Origin of the sequence: Streptomyces sp. NPDC005728 (assembly GCF_040630895.1) — a bacterium.
Classification (GTDB): Bacteria; Actinomycetota; Actinomycetes; order Streptomycetales; family Streptomycetaceae; genus Streptomyces.
Map to the genome: position 1 here is coordinate 18,730 of NZ_JBEXYL010000057.1, position 17,162 is coordinate 35,891.

Here is a 17,162-nt window from a genome sequence, read left to right on the forward strand (position 1 = left end):
GAGGGCCCGATGAGCCGTTACCCGCACCTGATGTCCCCGCTCGACCTGGGATTCACCACACTGCCCAACCGCGTGCTCATGGGCTCCATGCACGTCGGTCTGGAGGAGGCCGAGCGCGGCTTCGAGCGGATGGCCGCGTTCTACGCGGCCCGTGCGCGCGGCGGCGTCGGGCTCATCGTCACCGGTGGCATCGCGCCCAACGACGAGGGCCGGCCGTACGAGGGCGGCGCCAAGCTCACCACCGAGGCGGAGGCCGAGCAGCACCGGGCCATCACCGAGGCCGTGCACCGCGAGGGCGGCCGGATCGCGATGCAGATCCTGCACTTCGGCCGGTACGCCTACCACCAGGACCTGGTCGCCCCGAGCGCGCTCCAGGCCCCGATCAGCCCCTTCGCGCCCCGCGCACTCACCGACGCCGACGTCGAGCGGACCATCGACGACTACGCCCGCGCCGCCCGCCTCGCCCGGCAGGCCGGCTACGACGGAGTCGAGATCATGGGCTCCGAGGGCTACCTCATCAACGAGTTCATCGCCCTGCAGACCAACCGGCGCACCGACCGCTGGGGCGGCTCGTACGAGAACCGGATGCGCTTCCCCGTCGAGATCGTCAAGCGCGTGCGCGAGGCCGTCGGCGAGGACTTCATCATCATCTACCGGCTCTCCATGCTGGACCTGGTCCCGGGCGGCTCTTCCCTGGAGGAGGTCGTCACCCTGGCCAAGGCCGTCGAGGCCGCCGGGGCGACGATCATCAACACCGGCATCGGCTGGCACGAGGCGCGTATCCCCACCATCGCCACCTCCGTGCCGCGCGGTGCGTACACCTGGGTCACCAAGAAGCTCATGGGCGAGGTGTCCGTGCCGCTGGTGACCACCAACCGCATCAACACCCCGGAAATCGCCGAGCAGTTGCTCGCCGAGGGTCGCGCCGACATGGTCTCCATGGCCCGCCCGATGCTCGCCGACCCCGACTTCGTCGCCAAGGCCGCCGCCGGGAAGCCGGAGGCCATCAACACCTGCATCGGCTGCAACCAGGCCTGCCTGGACCACACCTTCAGCGGGCAGATCACCTCCTGTCTGGTCAACCCGCGCGCCTGCCACGAGACCGAGCTGGTCCTCGCACCGACGCGGGTGAAGAAGCGCGTCGCCGTCGTGGGCGCCGGCCCGGCCGGCCTCGCCTGCGCGGTGTCCGCCGCCGAACGCGGCCACCAGGTCACCCTGTTCGACGCCGCGAGCGAGGTCGGCGGCCAGCTGAACGTGGCCCGCAAGGTCCCCGGCAAGCAGGAGTTCGACGAGACCCTGCGCTACTTCCGCCACCAGCTCGACGAGCACGCCGTGGACGTACGCCTCGACACCTGGGTCACCTCCACGGACCTGGCCGACTACGACGAGGTCGTCGTGGCCACCGGAGTCACCCCGCGCACGCCCGACCTCCCCGGCGTCGACCACCCCCGCGTCCTCGGATACCTCGACGTGCTGCGCGACGGCGCCCCCGTCGGCGACCGCGTCGCCATCCTCGGCGCCGGCGGCATCGGTTTCGACGTCGCCGAGTACCTCACCGACGGCGGCGACAAGGCGAGCGAGGACGCGGAGACGTACTTCCGGAACTGGGGCGTCGACATGGACTACGCGGCACCGGGCGGCCTCGCCGCCCCGCAGCGGCCGGCCCCGCCGCGCACGGTCCACCTGCTCCAGCGCAAGACCACCAAGGTCGGCGCCGGACTCGGCAAGACCACCGGCTGGATCCACCGCACCGAGCTGAAGCACCGCGGCGTGACCATGGTCCCGGGCGTGCGCTACGACCGGATCGACGACGCCGGACTGCACATCACCGTCGGCGAGGAGAGCACGGTCCTGGAGGTCGACACCGTCGTGCTGTGCACCGGCCAGGTGCCGCGCCGCGGCCTGTACGACGAGCTGGTCGCCGCCGGGCGCAGTGCCCACCTGATCGGCGGCGCGGACGTCGCGGCCGAGCTGGACGCCAAGCGGGCCATCAAGCAGGGCACCGAGCTGGCGGCGGCCCTGTAGGGGCCGCCGGCGCGTCCCTAGGATGAGGCCATGTCACTCCCGCACGCCATCCTCACCGCCCTGCTGGAGAAGCCGTCGTCGGGTCTCGAACTGACCCGCCGGTTCGACAAGTCGATCGGCTACTTCTGGTCCGCGACGCACCAGCAGATCTATCGCGAGCTGGCGAAACTGGAGGCAGAGGGCCACATCCGCACCCTGCCGGCCGAGCAGCCGGCCCGCGGGCAGAAGAAGCGCTACGAGGTCCTGCCCGCGGGCCGCGCCGAACTCGCCCGCTGGACCGCCGCCGCCCAGGACCCCAAGCCGCAGCGGGATGTCCTGCTGCTGCGGCTGCGCGCCGCCGCGGTGGTGGGCACAGCCGGCCTGGAGGCCGACCTGCGCCGCCATCTCGACCTGCACCAGCGGCAGTTGGCCGAGTACGAGGAGATCGAGCGGCGCGACTTCCCGCCGGACCGGGCCGCCCCGCAGGACCGGCTGCGCCACCTGGTCCTGCGGGCGGGCATCGACCTGGAGACCTTCTGGACCCAGTGGCTCACCCACGCCCTGAAGGAGTTCACCGACCTGCCCGGCGACGCACCCGCACAGGGACCGGACCCGGCGGACGACGGGTCGTCCGGCTGACGACCGCCACCTGCCGTCGACGCCCGGCCGGCACCCGGCCGGAACGGCCGAGGTCCGGGTGCCCGGCGGTGTCGGCTCAGAGGCGGTACGGCTTCGAGCGGCGGCGCAGGAACCAGGCCGTGGCGACGACGCCGGTGGTCACCAGGGCCGCTCCGACGCCCAGGGTGAGCGGCCCGTAGTCGCGCGCCGCGCCGCCGATCCCGCCCATCACACCCCGCGCCGGCGCGGCGGCCGTGGACGTCGAGGAGGTCGTGGGGGTGGTGGGCGCGGAGACGATGACGGACTGGGAGCCCGCGGTCATGCCGTTGGAGCAGACCACGACGACCGTGTACGTCCCCGGGCTCACCCCCGACCAGGCCGCGGACTGGCTGACGGTCGTGCCCGACAGGGCCACCTGCCGGCCCTGGGCGTAGCTCGCCTGGCCTTTGCTCAGGAGCGAGGCGTTGCCCCAGCTGCCGTTGTTCTGGGCGCATGCGCTGGTGACGACCGAGACCGTGGACCCGATGGTGCTCACCGAGATTCCCGAGACCGCGGCAGATGCCCCGGCGAGTGCGGTCGGGAGCGTGGCGGCGGCCGCCAGGGTCAGGCCGGAGCGGAGGATAAGTCTGGAGTTTCGCATTGGCTGGCCTCCAGCGGCACGGTTGGCGGTACGTCCCATGCGCCGCCGAGGGGTGGGGAAACGTCCGTGCTGCCTCAAGTGCAGCAAACGCGGCGCCACGCCGCGCCGCACCCGGACCGCGCCCGATCAGGTGACGCGATGCCCTCCGTCCGGCGCAGACAACCGTGTCGGCGATGCCCCGTCAGCCGCCCGCCGAGCCCGTGGTCACCGTCCGCTGCGCCGAGAAGCCGCCCCAGGTGCCGTCCGGGAGGCGCGCTCGCACTCGTACCCGGTGCTCGGCCCCCGCGTCCCGGCCGATGTAGAAGCTGTAGCGGGACCGGCCGTGCGGCGGCTCGCCGCCCCACACCAGGGAGGTGGCCGTGGAGCCGTCGAGCTGGATCTGGTACTCCGTGATCACCCCGTCCACGGGCGGCGGATCCCAGGACAGGTCGACGTAGTACGCCCCGTCCGACCGGTGCGTCGTGGCCGTGAAGCCGGTCGGTGCGGTGTCCCGGCCGTCGTCGGTGCCCGGCGTGGTGATCCGGAGCGGCGCGCTCGCGGACGAGAGGTTGTCGCCCGCGTCCCGCGCCCGCACGGTGAAGACGTACCGGGTGCCGGGACGCAGTCCGGTGACCACGGTCGCGGTCTGGTTCCCGCCGACACTGTGGATCTTCGCGCCGCCCTGGTACACGTCGTACGACACCACGCCCCGGTCGTCGCGGGAGGCGGCCCAGGACAGCTGGACCGCCCGGCTGCCCACCGCCCGCCCGGCCGGCTGCAGCGGGCGGGTCGGTGCCGAGCGGTCCGCCGCCACCATGGCGGGCGTCCTGGCCCGCACCTCGCGGCTCGGCGGCCCGAGGCGGCCGTCCTCGTCCCGGGCGCGCACGGTGAAGGCATACATGGTGGACGGCCTGAGCCTGGTGACGTCCACCATGTGCTGCGAGCCTGGTACTTGCGTGACTTTCGTGGAGCCGCGATACACCTCGTAGGTGCGGATCCCGGGACCGTCCGGCACGTCGTTCCACATGACGTGGACGCTGGTGGCGCTGCCGGCCGCGGCGGTGACGCCCGTCGGGGCGCCGGGTGCCCGACCGCCGTCGCCGTCGGCCGTCCCGTTCCAGCCGCAGGACGCGACCAGCACCAGGGCTCCGCAGGCCAGCACGGGACGGAGGGGAACGCGTCGCACGGCTCTGCCTCCCATGGGACGGCATCACGGCAAAGGTCCGGACCAATATGGCCCGGGCGGTGCGGCCGTAGCAAGGGGCCCGTATTGGTGGCCGCGTGTGGGAGTTACGTATGCTGAGATCTCCCTTGGGCTGAACTCCCCGAGCATGCAGGGAAGTTCATGCCCGTGGCGCGGAAACGCTGTCGTCGCTGAACCCGCGCCGACGCGGGCGGCCGAGGGGCCTGGGTCGGCACCGGCTCAGGTCCCCGGCCCCTGTTGGTTTCTCACAGGGCGTCAGGAGACTGCTCCATCTGGCCCCATGGGGGGTGGCTGTGCTCGCCGACCGGCACTGGATTGGGCAAGGTGTCCGGAATGTCCCCTAAGAGAGGGTTTCATAGCGTGCGTGTCCAGTCGCTGACGCTGGCTGCGGCCGGCGTCGCCCTGCTCGCCCCGACGGCGCTGCCCGCCGCCGCCGTCCCGTCCCGGGAGGGGGTCGCGGCCCCCAAGGGCGCCGTGACCGCCGCCGACCTGCTGGACCGGGTGCGCAGATGCACCCAGGTATCCCGCGGTCGGTACCGCACCGACGGTGACGCCCGTGCGACCGTTCGCGTCTGCGGCACCCGTGGGGCGGTGTTCTGGAAGGCCGACCTGGACGTGGACTGCGACGGACGCCCCACCGCCCGCTGCAACCGGCGCACCGACCCGTTCTTCTCCGCCGCCACCGCCTACCAGCAGTCGGACGGCCGGCACCTGAACGCCGAGTCCCTGCCCTACATCGTGATCCCGGCCCCGAGCGGCATCTGGAACCCCTGGGCCCAGGGCATCCGGGGCGGCGCCGTGGCGGCCGTGATCTACAAGCACCGGGTGCAGTACGCGGTCGTCGGCGACACCGGCCCCCGTGACCTCATCGGCGAGGCCTCCTACGCCGTCGCCCATGGCCTCGGCATCCACGCCGACCCACGCCGCGGCGGAGTCGCCTCCGGCGTCACGTACATCGTCTTCAGGGACTCGAGGGTCACCCCCATCGAGGACCGCCGCGCAGCGGCAGCGGCGGGGGAGCGGCTGGCCCGGCGCTTCGTACGGGCCCGGTGAGGTGCATCGGGGCCCCGGACGCCCCACCATCGGAGCCCTGGTCCGCCTGACGGGAGGGAACGGAGGGGGCCGAGCCGATCGAGGCGACCGCTCCCCCATCCGTCCGGAAGGAGCCCGGGTGCGGGCCGTCCGGCTCCGGTCCTACGACGAGGCGGCGCCCGCCTTCGCCCCCTCCCGGCGGAGCGCCACGCCTCCTGGCCGGCGACCTCCGCCCGACGATCCAGGCCGCCGTGTTCGACGCGGCACTGCGCGCGGCGGTCGAGCACGGCGCCGGCGCGGATGTCTCCTCCACCTGCCGAGCCTAGTGGGGGGTGGCCACAGGACGGGTGTCCAGGGGCGTAGCTTCTGGGGCCGCGGGCTCACGCCTTGCGGTAGCTGTACGCCTCCGTGGCCGCCGCCTCCACCGCGTCGAGGTCCGCTCCCGTGGCCGCCGTGACGACCGCGGCAACCGCACCCTCGACGAACGGCGCATCCACCAGCCGTGCACCGTCCGGAAGTTCATCGCCCTCGGCGATCAGCGCCTTCACCGTGAGCACCGCACTGCCGAGGTCGGTGAGCACGGCCACCCCGACACCCCGGTCCACCGAGGCCGCCGCAGCGGAGATCAGTTCGGCGCTGGTGCCGAGCCCGCCGCCCTCGGTGCCGCCCGCCGTAGCGACCGGCACCGCGATGGCGCCGCCCGCCAGTCCCTTCGCCAGTTCGGCCACGGAGGCCGCCACCGCCGCGCTGTGCGACACCAGCACGACCCCGACCAGCTTCTCGTCGCTCACCTCAGGCTCCCGAAGCCGCTTCTGCCAGTCCCGCGATCAGCAGGGCCGAGGACGTGGCGCCCGGATCCTGGTGACCGATGCTGCGCTCGCCGAGATAGCTGGCCCGGCCCTTGCGGGCCTGCAGCGGAATGGTGGCCGCGGCGCCCTCCTCCGCGGCCGACCGCGCCGCGTCGAAGCCGTCGCCGAGTGCGTCCAGCGCCGGGACCAGGGCGTCGATCATGGTCTTGTCGCCGGGGGCCGCGCCGCCGAGCGCCATCACCCCGTCCACGCCCGCCCGCAGCGCCTCGGCCAACTGCTCCTCGCTGACCTCGGCGGCATCCCCGAGCGCCTTGCCCGCCTTGCGCAGCAGCGTGCCGTACAACGGCCCTGACGCCCCGCCCACGGTCGAGATCAGCCGCCGCCCGGCCAGGGTCAGCACGGCACCCGGAGTGTCCGGCGCCTCCTCCTTCAGGCTCGCCAGGACCGCGGTGAACCCGCGCTGCATGTTGCTGCCGTGGTCGGCGTCGCCGATGGCCGAGTCGAGGGCGGTGAGCCGTTCCGCCTCCCGTTCGACGGACGCGGCGGTCGCCGTCATCCAGCGGCGGAAGAATTCGGCGTCGAGCACTGGATCTCCTCGCGTGGTAGGGGTGTTGACCGCTTCCTCCGCCCTATCACATCCCCCAGCGCAGTGCCGGGGTCTTCACCGGTGCGTCCCACAGTCGCAGCAGTTCCTCGTCGATCTGGCAGAGCGTGACCGAGGCGCCCGCCATGTCGAGGGACGTGACGTAGTTGCCGACGAGCGTGCGGGCCACCGCCACGCCCCGCTCGGCGAGCAGCCGCTGCACCTCGGCGTTGAAGCCGTACAGCTCCAGCAGCGGAGTGGCGCCCATGCCGTTGACCAGGACCAGCACGGGGTTGCGCGGAGGCATGTCCTCCAGGATGGCATGCACCGCGAAGTCGGCGATCTCCCCGGAGGTCATCATCGCCCGCCGCTCACGGCCCGGCTCGCCGTGGATGCCGATGCCCAACTCCAGCTCGCCGGACGGTAGATCGAAGGTCGGCGTGCCCTTGGCCGGGGTGGTGACGGCGCTCAGCGCGACACCGAAGCTGCGGGAGTTCTCGTTGACCTGGCGCCCGATGGACTCCACCCGCTCCAACGGCTGTCCCTCGGCGGCGGCGGCACCCGCGATCTTCTCCACGAACAGGGTCGCTCCGGTGCCGCGCCGGCCGGCCGTGTACAGGCTGTCGGTGACCGCCACGTCGTCGTTGACCAGTACCTTCGCGACCTGGATGCCCTCGTCCTCGGCGAGTTCGGCCGCCATGTCGAAGTTGAGCACGTCGCCGGTGTAGTTCTTCACGATGAACAGCACGCCGGCCCCGCTGTCGACGGCGGCCGCGGCCCGCGCCATCTGGTCCGGTACCGGCGAGGTGAACACCTCTCCGGGACAGGCTGCCGAGAGCATGCCCGGCCCGACGAATCCGCCGTGCAGCGGCTCGTGCCCCGACCCGCCACCCGAGATGAGCGCGACCTGCCCGGCCACGGGAGCGTCCCGGCGGACGATCACCCGGTTCTCCACGTCCACGGACAGCTCCGGATGTGCGGCCGCCATCCCCCGCAGTCCGTCTGCCACCACGGTCTCCGGGACGTTGATCAGCATCTTCATGGGTGTCTCCTCGTGAGCTTGGCACTGAGGCTCATGACCTGCGTCTTCCCAGGTCACCGGCGCTGACGGCGGTTTTTGATCTCGGCAGTTCGTGGCGTTTCGTAGCGGTGCAGGGCGGGTCGTGGCGGGCCTGTTGCTGACTCCATGCTGACTTCGGTGACGGGGTGTCAGGTACTGACCGCCACTTGGTGGAGGTGGTCGCCTGTCCCGTCTATTGGCAGTATCGACCTTGTAGCAGCGAAGGTCACCTGCGACTGTGCGGCTTAACGGTGCGTGGCGTCCAGTCGGCCGACGGTGCTCGCTGCCCGTATGCGGTAGCGCCGCATGAGGTACACCAATGGGCCGGCGTGGCGTCGGTGCCGCGCCGGCCGGACGGCCGGTGTGGGCTCCCGCCGCCTGCGCCCCCTCGCCGACTGCGACCGACATCCGCATGGTTGACCGGTGCCGTCCGTCTCCTCGAGACCGCCACGACGTGTACGCCCATGAGCTGAGATACGTGGTGCCGCTCCCCGGTCCGAATTCCGGGCTCGGGAGCCGAACCTGCCCCAGCCCTGCGTCGGACGGCCCCGCAGTGCGTGCTGCGGGGCCGTCGTTGACCGGTCAGGTGCTCAACGCGCACTGGCCGCGGTCGGCCTTCATCGGGCCGGCGGCGCTGGGCCGGACTTCGAAATCGAACATGGCGGTGGGTACGTACAGCGAGCAGCACGCATTGGGGATGTCGACGATGCCGCTGATACGTCCCTCTATGGGGGAGGAGCCGAGCAGCAGGTAGGCCTGCTCTCCGCTGTAGCCGAACTTCTTGAAGTACTCGACGGCGTTGAGGCAGGCCCGGCGGTAGGCCAGTGTCGCGTCGAGGTAGTAGTTCGTGTCCGTGTCGTGGTCGACGGAGATCCCGATGAAGGTCATGAACTCCGTGTACCGCGGCTCGACGTTGCCCGGAATGAACACGGGGTTGGTGGAGATGCCGTACGTCTCCATGCCGCCCTTGATCAGGTCGACGTGGAAGTCGATGAAGCCGCCCATCTCGATGGCGCCGCAGAACGTGATCTCTCCGTCGCCCTGGCTGAAGTGCAGGTCGCCTCCCGAAAGCTTGGCGTCCTTGACGTGTACGGGGTAGAAGACCCTCGAGCCCCGGGTGAAGTTCTTGATGTCGTGGTTGCCTCCGTTCTCGCGGGCCGGCACCGTGCGTGCGCCCTCCGCGGCGATGCGCTGTGCGAGGTCTCCGGTGGCCGTGCCGGCGAGTGCGTTGGTGGCGTCCGGTGGTACGGCGAGCGGGGGGACCCTGTTCGGGTCGGTGTCGATCAGCGCCTTCTCGCGGGCGTTCCAACGGGCGAGCATCTCGGTCGACGGTGCTGTTCCGAACAGCCCGGGGTGGGTGATTCCGGTGAAGCTGATCCCGGGCAGGTGACGGGATACGGCCCGCTGTCCGTGGAAGTCCCATATCGCCTTGTAGGCGTCCGGGAAGTAGTCGGTCAGGAAGCCTCCGCCGTTGGCCTTGGCGAAGATGCCGGTGTAGCCCCAGCCCTGGCCCGCGGCGTCGCCGGTCTGCTGCGGCACGGGGCCGAGGTCGAGGATGTCGACGACAAGCAGGTCACCGGGTTCGGCGCCCTCCACGCCTATCGGGCCGCTGAGCATGTGGGGAATGGTCAGGTCGATGTCGCGTACATCGTTGGCCGAGTCGTTGTTGCCGACCTGGCAGTCGGTCCAGTCGCGGCACTCCATGCGGAACTCCGCTCCTGGCTTCACCATGGCGACGGTGGGGACGTCCGGGTGCCACCTGTTGTGTCCGGGAACGTCCTGGTCCCGCATCGACTTGCTGTGGTCCACACTGAAGAGAATTTCGGGCATGACAGCTCCTCATTTCTGATCCGGTCAGGACGTTGTGCCCGTGCTTCCGGCCGTGGCCGGCTGCCGCGATTTCCTGGTGAGCGGCCACAGCGCCGCGAATACGACGACACCGAAGACCCCGAGGGCGATGGCGATCTCCGTGGTGTGCTTCCAGTAGCCGGACAGCAGCAGCGCCGCGGGAATGACACCGGTGACCCAGCCCTCGATCGCCGTCACCCAGCCCACATACGTGGACAGCTCATTCTTCTTGAGACCGAGCACCAGGAAGAACAGGAACCACAGGAAGGCCCAGTAGATCCAGATGACTCCGAACGGGTAGTCCTTGAAGAGGTGGAAATTGACGAACGAATACCCTAGGGCGACGATTGCCACGAAGAGGGAGTAGTAGCCGACGCAGATGTTGTCGATGTCGGCGAGCAGGACAATTCCCACATACAGATAGGTGAATCCGAACAGGTAGATCCCGGACGCTGCCAGAATCTTCATGGGGTCATCGCCGGCCGTGAAGATGAGGTAGGTCGGTGTCAGTACCTGCAGCCCACCCACGAAGAGGTTGAACACTGCTGCGGACTTGGCGTCGGCTTTCCCCAGCAGTAGCAGACCGTTCATGAACAGAACGGCACCGACAAAGAGCAGTCCCACGTTTCCCACGGGGACGCACCTCCTAAGTCCGCGTGGGGAGCGGAATCGCGTCGCCCCGGGTCGTCCATGAATTGCGTCTCGACTCCCGGCCAGGCTGGCGCGATGGCGCATTCCTCGCACCGCTACGCGACCGACGTCCGTGTTCGGACGTCGACGCAGGATACGTTTTGCCTTGTCGATCACCGCCCTCAGGGACGCGGCAACCGCGAGAGTGCGGGGTGCACTTGCTGTCGCACCGTCCTGCCTGGCGGCACTTCGGAGACCACTTCGGGGGCCTCACGGGCCTGCTCCTCCCGAGCATGGAGGGCGGTGACCGCGTGCGAGGTCCGCGAGAAGCCGGGCGAGGAGTACACACGTCTCGCAGCGCCTGCACAATCAGGGCAGCCATAAGCTTTGGGCGCCGTTCCGATCGCCAACTTCACATCGAAAGGCCCACAGCGGCTGCATAGATATTCATAGGTTGCCATCAGCAGGCTCCGGACGCCGGTGGACGCTGGCCAACCCGAGTGTCTGCGGCACCCCTGAAAAGGGCACATCACAGCCTTTTTACTTTCCTCCCTTTCAGGAGACGTCTCGTAAATCCACATGTCAAGTCGTGGCGCTGTACGGCGCGGATTTTCTGACCTGTCATGTCTCGAACACGTGGCCACCTGGTAACTGAATATGAAGAACCCCGTATAGCCGCCACAGAAACCGATGCCGACAACTGTCACGACCTGCCCGACAGCCGGCCGTACGCCGAGACGCATGCGACTCCAGTCCTGCCGCACTGTCCGGCCCAAGACTTAGGGCGGAATTCATCATGGAGCGGCTGGCCGGCGGGGCTCCGAGCAGTCTCTCACCGGCAGCCGTTCGCGCAGAGCAGGACAGGAGCTGCCCTGCAGGTAGATATGTCGCGACGTCTGGAACGGGCGACGTGAGTGACCATTCCGCGAAGCATTCCGTGGCGACCGCAATGGTGGAAAGTACCGCTGTGCCAGAGGCGCGTCAGCGCCGTGACGCCCGCCACAGGCTTGCCGTGATCGCTGTGGGTGGGGCAATAGACGCCTGCGCCCGTTCGTCGGCGCAGGGGTCCTCGGGGGCTTCACGACTTTCTCCACGTACTGCGCCGACATCGAGCGTCTGGTGCGGGAGCAACGGGCCGGCGTCGCTTTGGCGTACCTGGTGGCGACCGTGGTCGTCGCCATGGTCGCCGTGAGCATCGGCGTGGTCGGCACCCGCCGGGTCGCCATGGTGAGGAGGAGATCGAGATGAGACTCAGTGGACGCGCGCTCCGCATGACGATTTTCGTGGACGACACCGACACATGGCATCGCAAGCCGCTGTTCACGGAGATTGTGCACCGGGCCCACGCGGCCGGGCTGGCCGGTGCGTCGGTGTTCCGCGGCGTGGAGGGCTTTGGGGCGTCTTCGGTCGTCCACACGACACGGCTGCTGTCCATGGCCGACGACCTGCCGGCGGCGGTCGTCATCGTCGATGAGGAGGAACGGATCCGTTCCTTCATGGCGCAGCCGGAGGAGTTGCCCCTCGAGGGCCTGGTCACCGTGGAAGAGGTCGAAGTGGTCCACTACCAAGGTCGAGAGGGCACGAACACATGAGGTTCCTGCTCGTCGCAATCGGCGGCGCCGTCGGCGCCTCCTTGCGGTACCGCATCGACCGGACGGTCCAGGCCAGCCACGACACCACCTTCCATGGGGCACCTTCGCCGCCAACGTCACCGGGTCGCTGATCCTGGGCACGTTGACCGGGGCGGCCATGGCCTCGGCCGCCCCGCAGGATGTGCAGCTCCTTCTGGGCACCGGCTGGTGTGGTGCCCTGACCACGTACTCGACGTTCTCCTACGAGACTTTGATTCTGACTGAAGCCGGAGCGCGATTTCTCGCGGCGGCCAACCCGGTCGCCTCGGTCATCGCCGGGCTCGGGGCCGTTTTCGTCGGCCTCGCCCTCGTGCAGGCTGTGTTCGGATAGTCGGCACCACCGGGCCGCGAGACACCGCCGGCACTGCCTTCAGGCTCTTGCACCGAAAAAACAACCGCATCCCTATCCAACCGCATGCCTATCCAGTGGCCACCCACCCACATTTTCCGCGGGGTTACAGCGCCGAACTCCGATGGGGATTGCAGCGCCGACGCACGCTCGACTAAAATTACAAGATCATCGGTACTCGGCCCCGTTTACCGGAGCTGTGGCCTCATCGATGGAGGACGGCCATGGCAAAGATCCTTTCGGTGCTCTATCCCGACCCTGTGGGCGGTTACCCTCCTGCCTACGCTCGCGATGAGATTCCCACCATCACCGGCTATCCGAGCGGACAGACCGCGCCGACCCCGCAAGCCATAGATTTCACTCCGGGCCAGCTTCTGGGCTGCGTCTCGGGAGAACTGGGACTGCGCAGATTCCTGGAGGAACGAGGCGACACCTATGTCGTGACCAGCGACAAGGAAGGACCGGACTCCACTCTGGACCGCGAGCTGCCCGACGCCGACGTGGTGATCTCGCAGCCCTTCTGGCCCGCTTATCTGACCTCTGAGCGGATCGCCTCGGCTCCCCGGCTCAAACTCGCGATCACCGCGGGTATCGGCTCGGATCACGTCGACCTGCAGAGCGCCATCGCCCACGGCATGACCGTGGCGGAGGTGACCTTCAGCAACAGCATCAGCGTGGCCGAGCACGCCGTGATGCAGATTCTCGACCTGGTGCACAACTTCGTGCCCGCCCACGAGTGGGTGACAGCCAAAAAGGGCTGGAACATCGCAGACAGCGTCGCGCGCGCCTACGACATCGAGGGCATGGACGTCGGCGTCCTCGGCTCCGGCCGTATCGGCCAGGCGGTACTGCGCCGACTCAAGCCGTTCGACGTCCACCTGCACTACCACGACGTGCACCGGCTGCCGAAGGAGGTCGAGGAGGAACTGGAGCTGACCTGGCATCCCGACGCGCGTTCGCTTGCATCCTCGATCGACGTGCTGTCGATCCACACTCCGCTGCATCCGCAGACGCAGAACCTCTTCGACGAAGACCTGATCGGCGTCATGAAGCGGGGCGCCTACATCGTCGACACGGCACGTGCGCTCATCGTCAACCGGGACGCCGTGGTACGGGCCCTCAACAGCGGCCGGCTGGCCGGTTACGCCGGTGACGTCTGGTATCCGCAACCGCCACCGCCGGACCACCCGTGGCGCACCATGCCGAACGAGGCGATGACGCCACACGTCTCCGGTTCGACCCTCTCGGCGCAGGCCCGCTACGCGGCCGGTACCCGGGAGATCCTGGAGTGCTGGTTCGACGGGCGCCCCATCCGCCCCGAGTACCTGATCGTCGACGGCGGTGGACTTGCCGGAACGGGAGCGCGCTCCTACACGGTCGCCGGATAACGAAGAGCGCCGGCGGACAAGAAATCAGCAGAAGATTCAGAGGAAGATTCACAAGGAGTAATGGGTCTTCCCGGTGCCCCATGCCCGCTGCGAACCCATGCCTGCTGTGATCCGATTCACCTCAAACTTACTGGACGGGCGCGACCAATACCTTTAGCGTCCTTAAATAGATTGATTTTTCCCTATGCGAAGGCACCGGCGCCGCGCATACTGTCTCGCACATAACCAAGGTGTACGCCGGGAAGGTGGATCAGTGAGCAGCATGGACGCCGTATGGGTACGGGGCGTGAACGGCATTCAATTGCATCACGTGACCGATCTTCAGGATGCCAGCAGGTTTCTGGGCAACGCAGCGATGGCACTGCGGGCCGCACACGTAAGGACCGGCGCCGACCGGTACTCCGGCCTCGCCGCCGAGCTCAAGAGCCTGGTGGAGCGGGTGCGGGAGCTGGAGGACGAGGCGCGGTCGAACATGCACGACCTGCACTCCACCGACCCCGAGCGGTTCGCCCGCTGCCGGGATGGTCACGAGCCGTGGCCCGGTGAGATCCCGGCGGGGTTCATCCCGCGCCACACCTGTCGGGACGAGTGCCTGTACCACGACCGCGAGGTCCTCGACGCCATCATGCAGTGCACCTGCGGCCGGCCGCCGTGCCGGGCGTGTGAGATCGGCGGGAAGCTCTGACGAGCCCGAGTCCGGGCGGGAGCTGTACGCCTTGTCCCTCGCACAGGTAGTCCGGGCGGTCCCGGGGGTGCCCTCCGGCTGGACGCGGGATACGGACGTCGGACGCGTTCCATGACCGGGATCAATTGAGGGGCGTCACCCCGTTGCCCTGGTGTGGTCAAGGGGGTCAGGGGGCGGCAGCCGCCTTCGCTTGCCGGGTGGATCTTCGTGGCGAGCCCGCCGCGTGAGCGGCCCACCGCTTCGTCGGGCCGATGCCCGGCAGGGAGTGTGCGCTGTCCCGGTATCCGCGCTGGCCGGTGACGAGCCCCGGCAGCGTGCTGGTGGGCGCGGCACACGGTGGAGTCCACGCTCACCATGGACCAGTCGATGCGACCCTCCTCGTCGGCATCAGCCTGGACGGCTCGCAGAATCCTGTCCCACGTCCCATCCGCCGACCAGCGGCGATGCCTGTCATGTGCCGTCTTCGGTGGGTGCCGCAGGTCGCATCGACCGGGCGACTTCACATCCTGTCGCCCCGACTCTGCTTTCTGCAGGTCGGAGGCCGGTCTCTCAGCCGGGAGAGGGAGGCCCTCCATGGGGTTCGGGCTGCTGGAGCCGGGCCGCGAGCTCCCCCGGCAGGCCGTCCCGGTTTGCCGGAGTGAGCTGGACGACCTCGATGTCGGCGCGCCGCTTGAGGGCGTCGGTGAACGGATCGCGGTGTGTGTGGACCGTGGCGACGACGTCGACCTCTGCGACGAACAGCGCGTCGACCGCGTGCCGGAACGCCGCGCACGCCAGTTCCATCCGCCCCAGCTCGTCGATGAGCACCAGCCGCCCTGCTGCCTCCTCGGTTGCTGCCGACCGAAGCGACGGCAGCGCCAGTCGTTCCATGACGCGCGGGTCGACGCCGTATTTCCCCACCCGTGGCGGACCGGGCAGGTCGACATGGGCGAGCACTTCCCGTCGGCCTGCCAGGGTCTCCAGGGCGAAGCCGACGCGGGTGCCGGATTGCCGGATCTCCTCCGTGGTGAAGCCGGTGGCCGCGTGGGCGGGCAGCAGCGCGGCGAGCCGACGCAGGGCGGTCGTCTTGCCCGCGCCAGGGCGGCCCTCGAGCAGGATCCTTGTCGGCACACTGCCATCCTCCCTCCGCTTCCGGGGGGCGGCCCGGGTGGGCTCGGCCGAGCGGGGGTTTTGGGGTGCGGACCGGTGCCGGTGCCGCCGTTGCGGGTATGGCGGCGCACATGAGCGGAATTGATCTCAGCAGCACCGCGTTTGACGACAAAACGGTGATCCCCCGTCGGTACAGCGGGGAGGGTGAGAACATCTCACCGCCCCTGACCTGGTCGGGGGTGCCCGACGAGGCCACCGAGCTGGTGCTCGTGTGCGAGGACCCGGACGCGCCGGGGACGACCTTCCTGCACTGGCTGGTGACCGGCATCGATCCGGGGACCACCGGGGCGGCGGAGGGCCAGAAGCCCCAGGGAGGCCTGCCGTGGCCCAACGGCTTCGGCCGCGTGGGCTGGGGAGGGCCGATGCCTCCACCGGGGCACGGGCCGCACCGCTACTTCTTCCGCCTGTACGCCCTGTCCGAGCCGCTGCCGCTGCACGACCACCCGGGCGTCGAGGACGTGCACCGTGCCCTGAAGGGCAGGGAGCTGGCCTCCGGCACCTTGGTCGGGACCTATCAGCGCTGAGCGCGTCACCGCTGGTCGTAGCCATGGGCGCCGTACAGCCGCACGAACCGGGCCGCGGTGACGGTCCTGCGGTGCACCAGGCTGTGGGCCTGCCGCTCGTACAGCTCGACGCGCTCCTGCCCGCCCTGACCGATCGGCTGGACGAGCCGGCCACCGGTGCGGAGCTGATCCACGAGCGGTTCAGGCACTCGCGGGAAGGCCGCGCAGACGATGACGGCGTCGTACGGGGCACGGGTCGGCATCCCGAGGGTGCCGTCGCCGAGTACGACCTCGGCGTTGCCGACGCCCTGCCCGGCCAGCCGCAGGCGGGCCTCGTCGACCAGGTCGGGCCAGCGCTCGACGCTGACGACGTACGCGGCCAGGCGGGCCAGCAGCGCGGTCTGCCAGCCGTATCCGGTCCCGACCTCCAGGACCTGTTCGTCTCCGGTGAGGCCGAGAGCGGAGACCATCATGGCGATCAGCGAGGGCTGGGTGGTGACCTGCCCGTGGGGGAGCGGAACGGGCGTGTCCCGGTACGCGGATGCCACCTCGTCCGCGGGGACGAATTCCGCCCGGGGGATGCTCCGTACGGCCTCCAGGAGACCGGCGTCGGTCACGCCCACGGCGTGGGCCGCGCGGACCAGGTCCTCGGGGGTCCCTTCATGGGCCATCGGACCGCGGGGCCGTGGCGGTGGCGCCGGCGGCCCCGGTCGTGGTGCGTTCCAGATGCCGCGCGGCGTGAGCGTGCTCGCCGCCCGACGGCGCCTCGTCGCTCACGTGCTCGGCGCCGCTCTCGCAGTACTCGTTGCGGTGCCGGTGAGCGGGGTCCGGTTCCGGCCAGGCGCAGCCCGGGCAGTCGAAGCCCTTGGTCTGGTTGAGGTTGGGCAGCGTCAACGCCGTACGGCGGACCGTCGTCGGCTCCAGGGAGTACCGCAGCGGGTCGGCCACCGCTGGCACGCCTACCGCCCAGGTCTTGGGCGGCGTGATCGAAACGTCCGTCTCCTCCGCGCCGCTCCTGCTCCTGTCCATGTGCCCCACCCGCCGCTCATA

Annotated in this window: 18 protein-coding genes and 3 pseudogenes; 9 read left to right on the forward strand and 12 right to left on the reverse strand. The window is 69.7% G+C overall.

The features are described 5' to 3' along the window. Nucleotides 1–9 precede the first annotated feature (9 nt). Together ABZ471_RS30925 and ABZ471_RS30930 are read left to right on the forward strand one after the other, a co-directional pair. Nucleotides 10–2,025: an NADPH-dependent 2,4-dienoyl-CoA reductase gene (locus ABZ471_RS30925; protein ID WP_359070987.1), complete on the forward strand. Its 2,016-nt coding sequence runs from the start codon at nt 10–12 to the stop codon at nt 2,023–2,025. A 30-nt stretch (nt 2,026–2,055) separates the two neighbouring features. Beyond that, the gene (locus ABZ471_RS30930; RefSeq protein WP_359070988.1) at nt 2,056–2,643 is read left to right on the forward strand and encodes a PadR family transcriptional regulator; all 588 of its coding nucleotides are present in this window, start codon (nt 2,056–2,058) and stop codon (nt 2,641–2,643) included. A 76-nt stretch (nt 2,644–2,719) separates the two neighbouring features. Here ABZ471_RS30930 and ABZ471_RS30935 read toward each other — a convergent pair whose 3' ends face one another. Then, nucleotides 2,720–3,262: a hypothetical protein gene (locus ABZ471_RS30935; RefSeq protein ID WP_359070991.1), complete on the reverse strand. Its 543-nt coding sequence runs from the start codon at nt 3,260–3,262 to the stop codon at nt 2,720–2,722. Nucleotides 3,263–3,443: 181 nt separating this feature from the next. Then, nucleotides 3,444–4,427, reverse strand: a complete 984-nt coding sequence (locus ABZ471_RS30940) for a fibronectin type III domain-containing protein (RefSeq protein WP_359070992.1) — start codon at nt 4,425–4,427, stop codon at nt 3,444–3,446. Between the two features lie 378 nt (nt 4,428–4,805). Here ABZ471_RS30940 and ABZ471_RS30945 point away from each other — a divergent pair, with 378 nt between their 5' ends. Beyond that, a complete protein-coding gene (locus tag ABZ471_RS30945; protein ID WP_359070994.1) occupies nt 4,806–5,498 on the forward strand; it encodes a glycoside hydrolase family 75 protein in 693 nt (230 codons plus the stop codon). A gap of 359 nt (nt 5,499–5,857) precedes the next feature. Here ABZ471_RS30945 and ABZ471_RS30950 read toward each other — a convergent pair whose 3' ends face one another. From ABZ471_RS30950 to ABZ471_RS30975, 6 genes are all read right to left on the reverse strand, one after another. Then, a complete protein-coding gene (locus ABZ471_RS30950; RefSeq protein WP_359070996.1) occupies nt 5,858–6,268 on the reverse strand; it encodes a PTS fructose transporter subunit IIA in 411 nt (136 codons plus the stop codon). Between the two features lies 1 nt (nt 6,269). Beyond that, the gene (gene dhaL / locus ABZ471_RS30955) at nt 6,270–6,872 is read right to left on the reverse strand and encodes a dihydroxyacetone kinase subunit DhaL (RefSeq protein ID WP_359070997.1); all 603 of its coding nucleotides are present in this window, start codon (nt 6,870–6,872) and stop codon (nt 6,270–6,272) included. 46 nt (nt 6,873–6,918) lie between these two features. Continuing rightward, the gene (gene dhaK, locus ABZ471_RS30960; RefSeq protein WP_359070999.1) at nt 6,919–7,911 is read right to left on the reverse strand and encodes a dihydroxyacetone kinase subunit DhaK; all 993 of its coding nucleotides are present in this window, start codon (nt 7,909–7,911) and stop codon (nt 6,919–6,921) included. Nucleotides 7,912–8,511: 600 nt separating this feature from the next. Further along, entirely contained in the window at nt 8,512–9,759 is a 1,248-nt protein-coding gene (gene fmdA, locus ABZ471_RS30965; protein ID WP_359071000.1) for a formamidase, read from the reverse strand. Nucleotides 9,760–9,783: 24 nt separating this feature from the next. Next, the gene (locus ABZ471_RS30970) at nt 9,784–10,410 is read right to left on the reverse strand and encodes an AmiS/UreI family transporter (RefSeq protein ID WP_359071002.1); all 627 of its coding nucleotides are present in this window, start codon (nt 10,408–10,410) and stop codon (nt 9,784–9,786) included. Nucleotides 10,411–10,589: 179 nt separating this feature from the next. After that, nucleotides 10,590–11,150: an FmdB family zinc ribbon protein gene (locus ABZ471_RS30975; protein WP_359071004.1), complete on the reverse strand. Its 561-nt coding sequence runs from the start codon at nt 11,148–11,150 to the stop codon at nt 10,590–10,592. Between the two features lie 298 nt (nt 11,151–11,448). On the opposite strand from ABZ471_RS30975, the gene ABZ471_RS30980 reads away from it, so the two are divergent. From ABZ471_RS30980 to ABZ471_RS31000, 5 genes and pseudogenes are all read left to right on the forward strand, one after another. Further along, a complete protein-coding gene (locus ABZ471_RS30980; RefSeq protein WP_359071045.1) occupies nt 11,449–11,655 on the forward strand; it encodes a CrcB family protein in 207 nt (68 codons plus the stop codon). Next, entirely contained in the window at nt 11,652–11,999 is a 348-nt protein-coding gene (locus ABZ471_RS30985) for a DUF190 domain-containing protein (protein WP_359071006.1), read from the forward strand. The genes ABZ471_RS30980 and ABZ471_RS30985 overlap by 4 nt, the downstream gene beginning before the upstream one ends. Next, nucleotides 11,996–12,369, forward strand: a pseudogene (gene crcB, locus ABZ471_RS30990) (fluoride efflux transporter CrcB). The gene ABZ471_RS30985 and the pseudogene crcB overlap by 4 nt, the downstream one beginning before the upstream one ends. A 242-nt stretch (nt 12,370–12,611) precedes the next feature. After that, nucleotides 12,612–13,775 (forward strand): NAD-dependent formate dehydrogenase, encoded by a 1,164-nt coding sequence (locus ABZ471_RS30995; protein WP_359071007.1) that lies wholly within the window; start codon nt 12,612–12,614, stop codon nt 13,773–13,775. A 262-nt stretch (nt 13,776–14,037) separates the two neighbouring features. After that, entirely contained in the window at nt 14,038–14,460 is a 423-nt protein-coding gene (locus ABZ471_RS31000) for a hypothetical protein (protein WP_359071046.1), read from the forward strand. A gap of 43 nt (nt 14,461–14,503) precedes the next feature. Here the strand turns inward: ABZ471_RS31000 and ABZ471_RS31005 are convergent. Both ABZ471_RS31005 and ABZ471_RS31010 read right to left on the reverse strand, forming a co-directional pair. After that, nucleotides 14,504–14,924: pseudogene (locus ABZ471_RS31005) on the reverse strand (IS5/IS1182 family transposase); the annotation flags it as partial. Between the two features lie 85 nt (nt 14,925–15,009). Then, entirely contained in the window at nt 15,010–15,570 is a 561-nt protein-coding gene (locus tag ABZ471_RS31010) for a nucleoside-triphosphatase (protein ID WP_359071009.1), read from the reverse strand. 110 nt (nt 15,571–15,680) lie between these two features. On the opposite strand from ABZ471_RS31010, the gene ABZ471_RS31015 reads away from it, so the two are divergent. Then, complete coding sequence (locus ABZ471_RS31015) at nt 15,681–16,133, forward strand: YbhB/YbcL family Raf kinase inhibitor-like protein (protein WP_359071011.1); 453 nt, start codon at nt 15,681–15,683, stop codon at nt 16,131–16,133. A 5-nt stretch (nt 16,134–16,138) separates the two neighbouring features. Here ABZ471_RS31015 and ABZ471_RS31020 read toward each other — a convergent pair whose 3' ends face one another. Both ABZ471_RS31020 and ABZ471_RS31025 read right to left on the reverse strand, forming a co-directional pair. After that, nucleotides 16,139–16,783 (reverse strand): protein-L-isoaspartate(D-aspartate) O-methyltransferase, encoded by a 645-nt coding sequence (locus tag ABZ471_RS31020; RefSeq protein ID WP_359071012.1) that lies wholly within the window; start codon nt 16,781–16,783, stop codon nt 16,139–16,141. Between the two features lie 85 nt (nt 16,784–16,868). Beyond that, nucleotides 16,869–17,141, reverse strand: a pseudogene (locus ABZ471_RS31025) (hypothetical protein); the annotation flags it as partial. Nucleotides 17,142–17,162 lie beyond the last annotated feature (21 nt).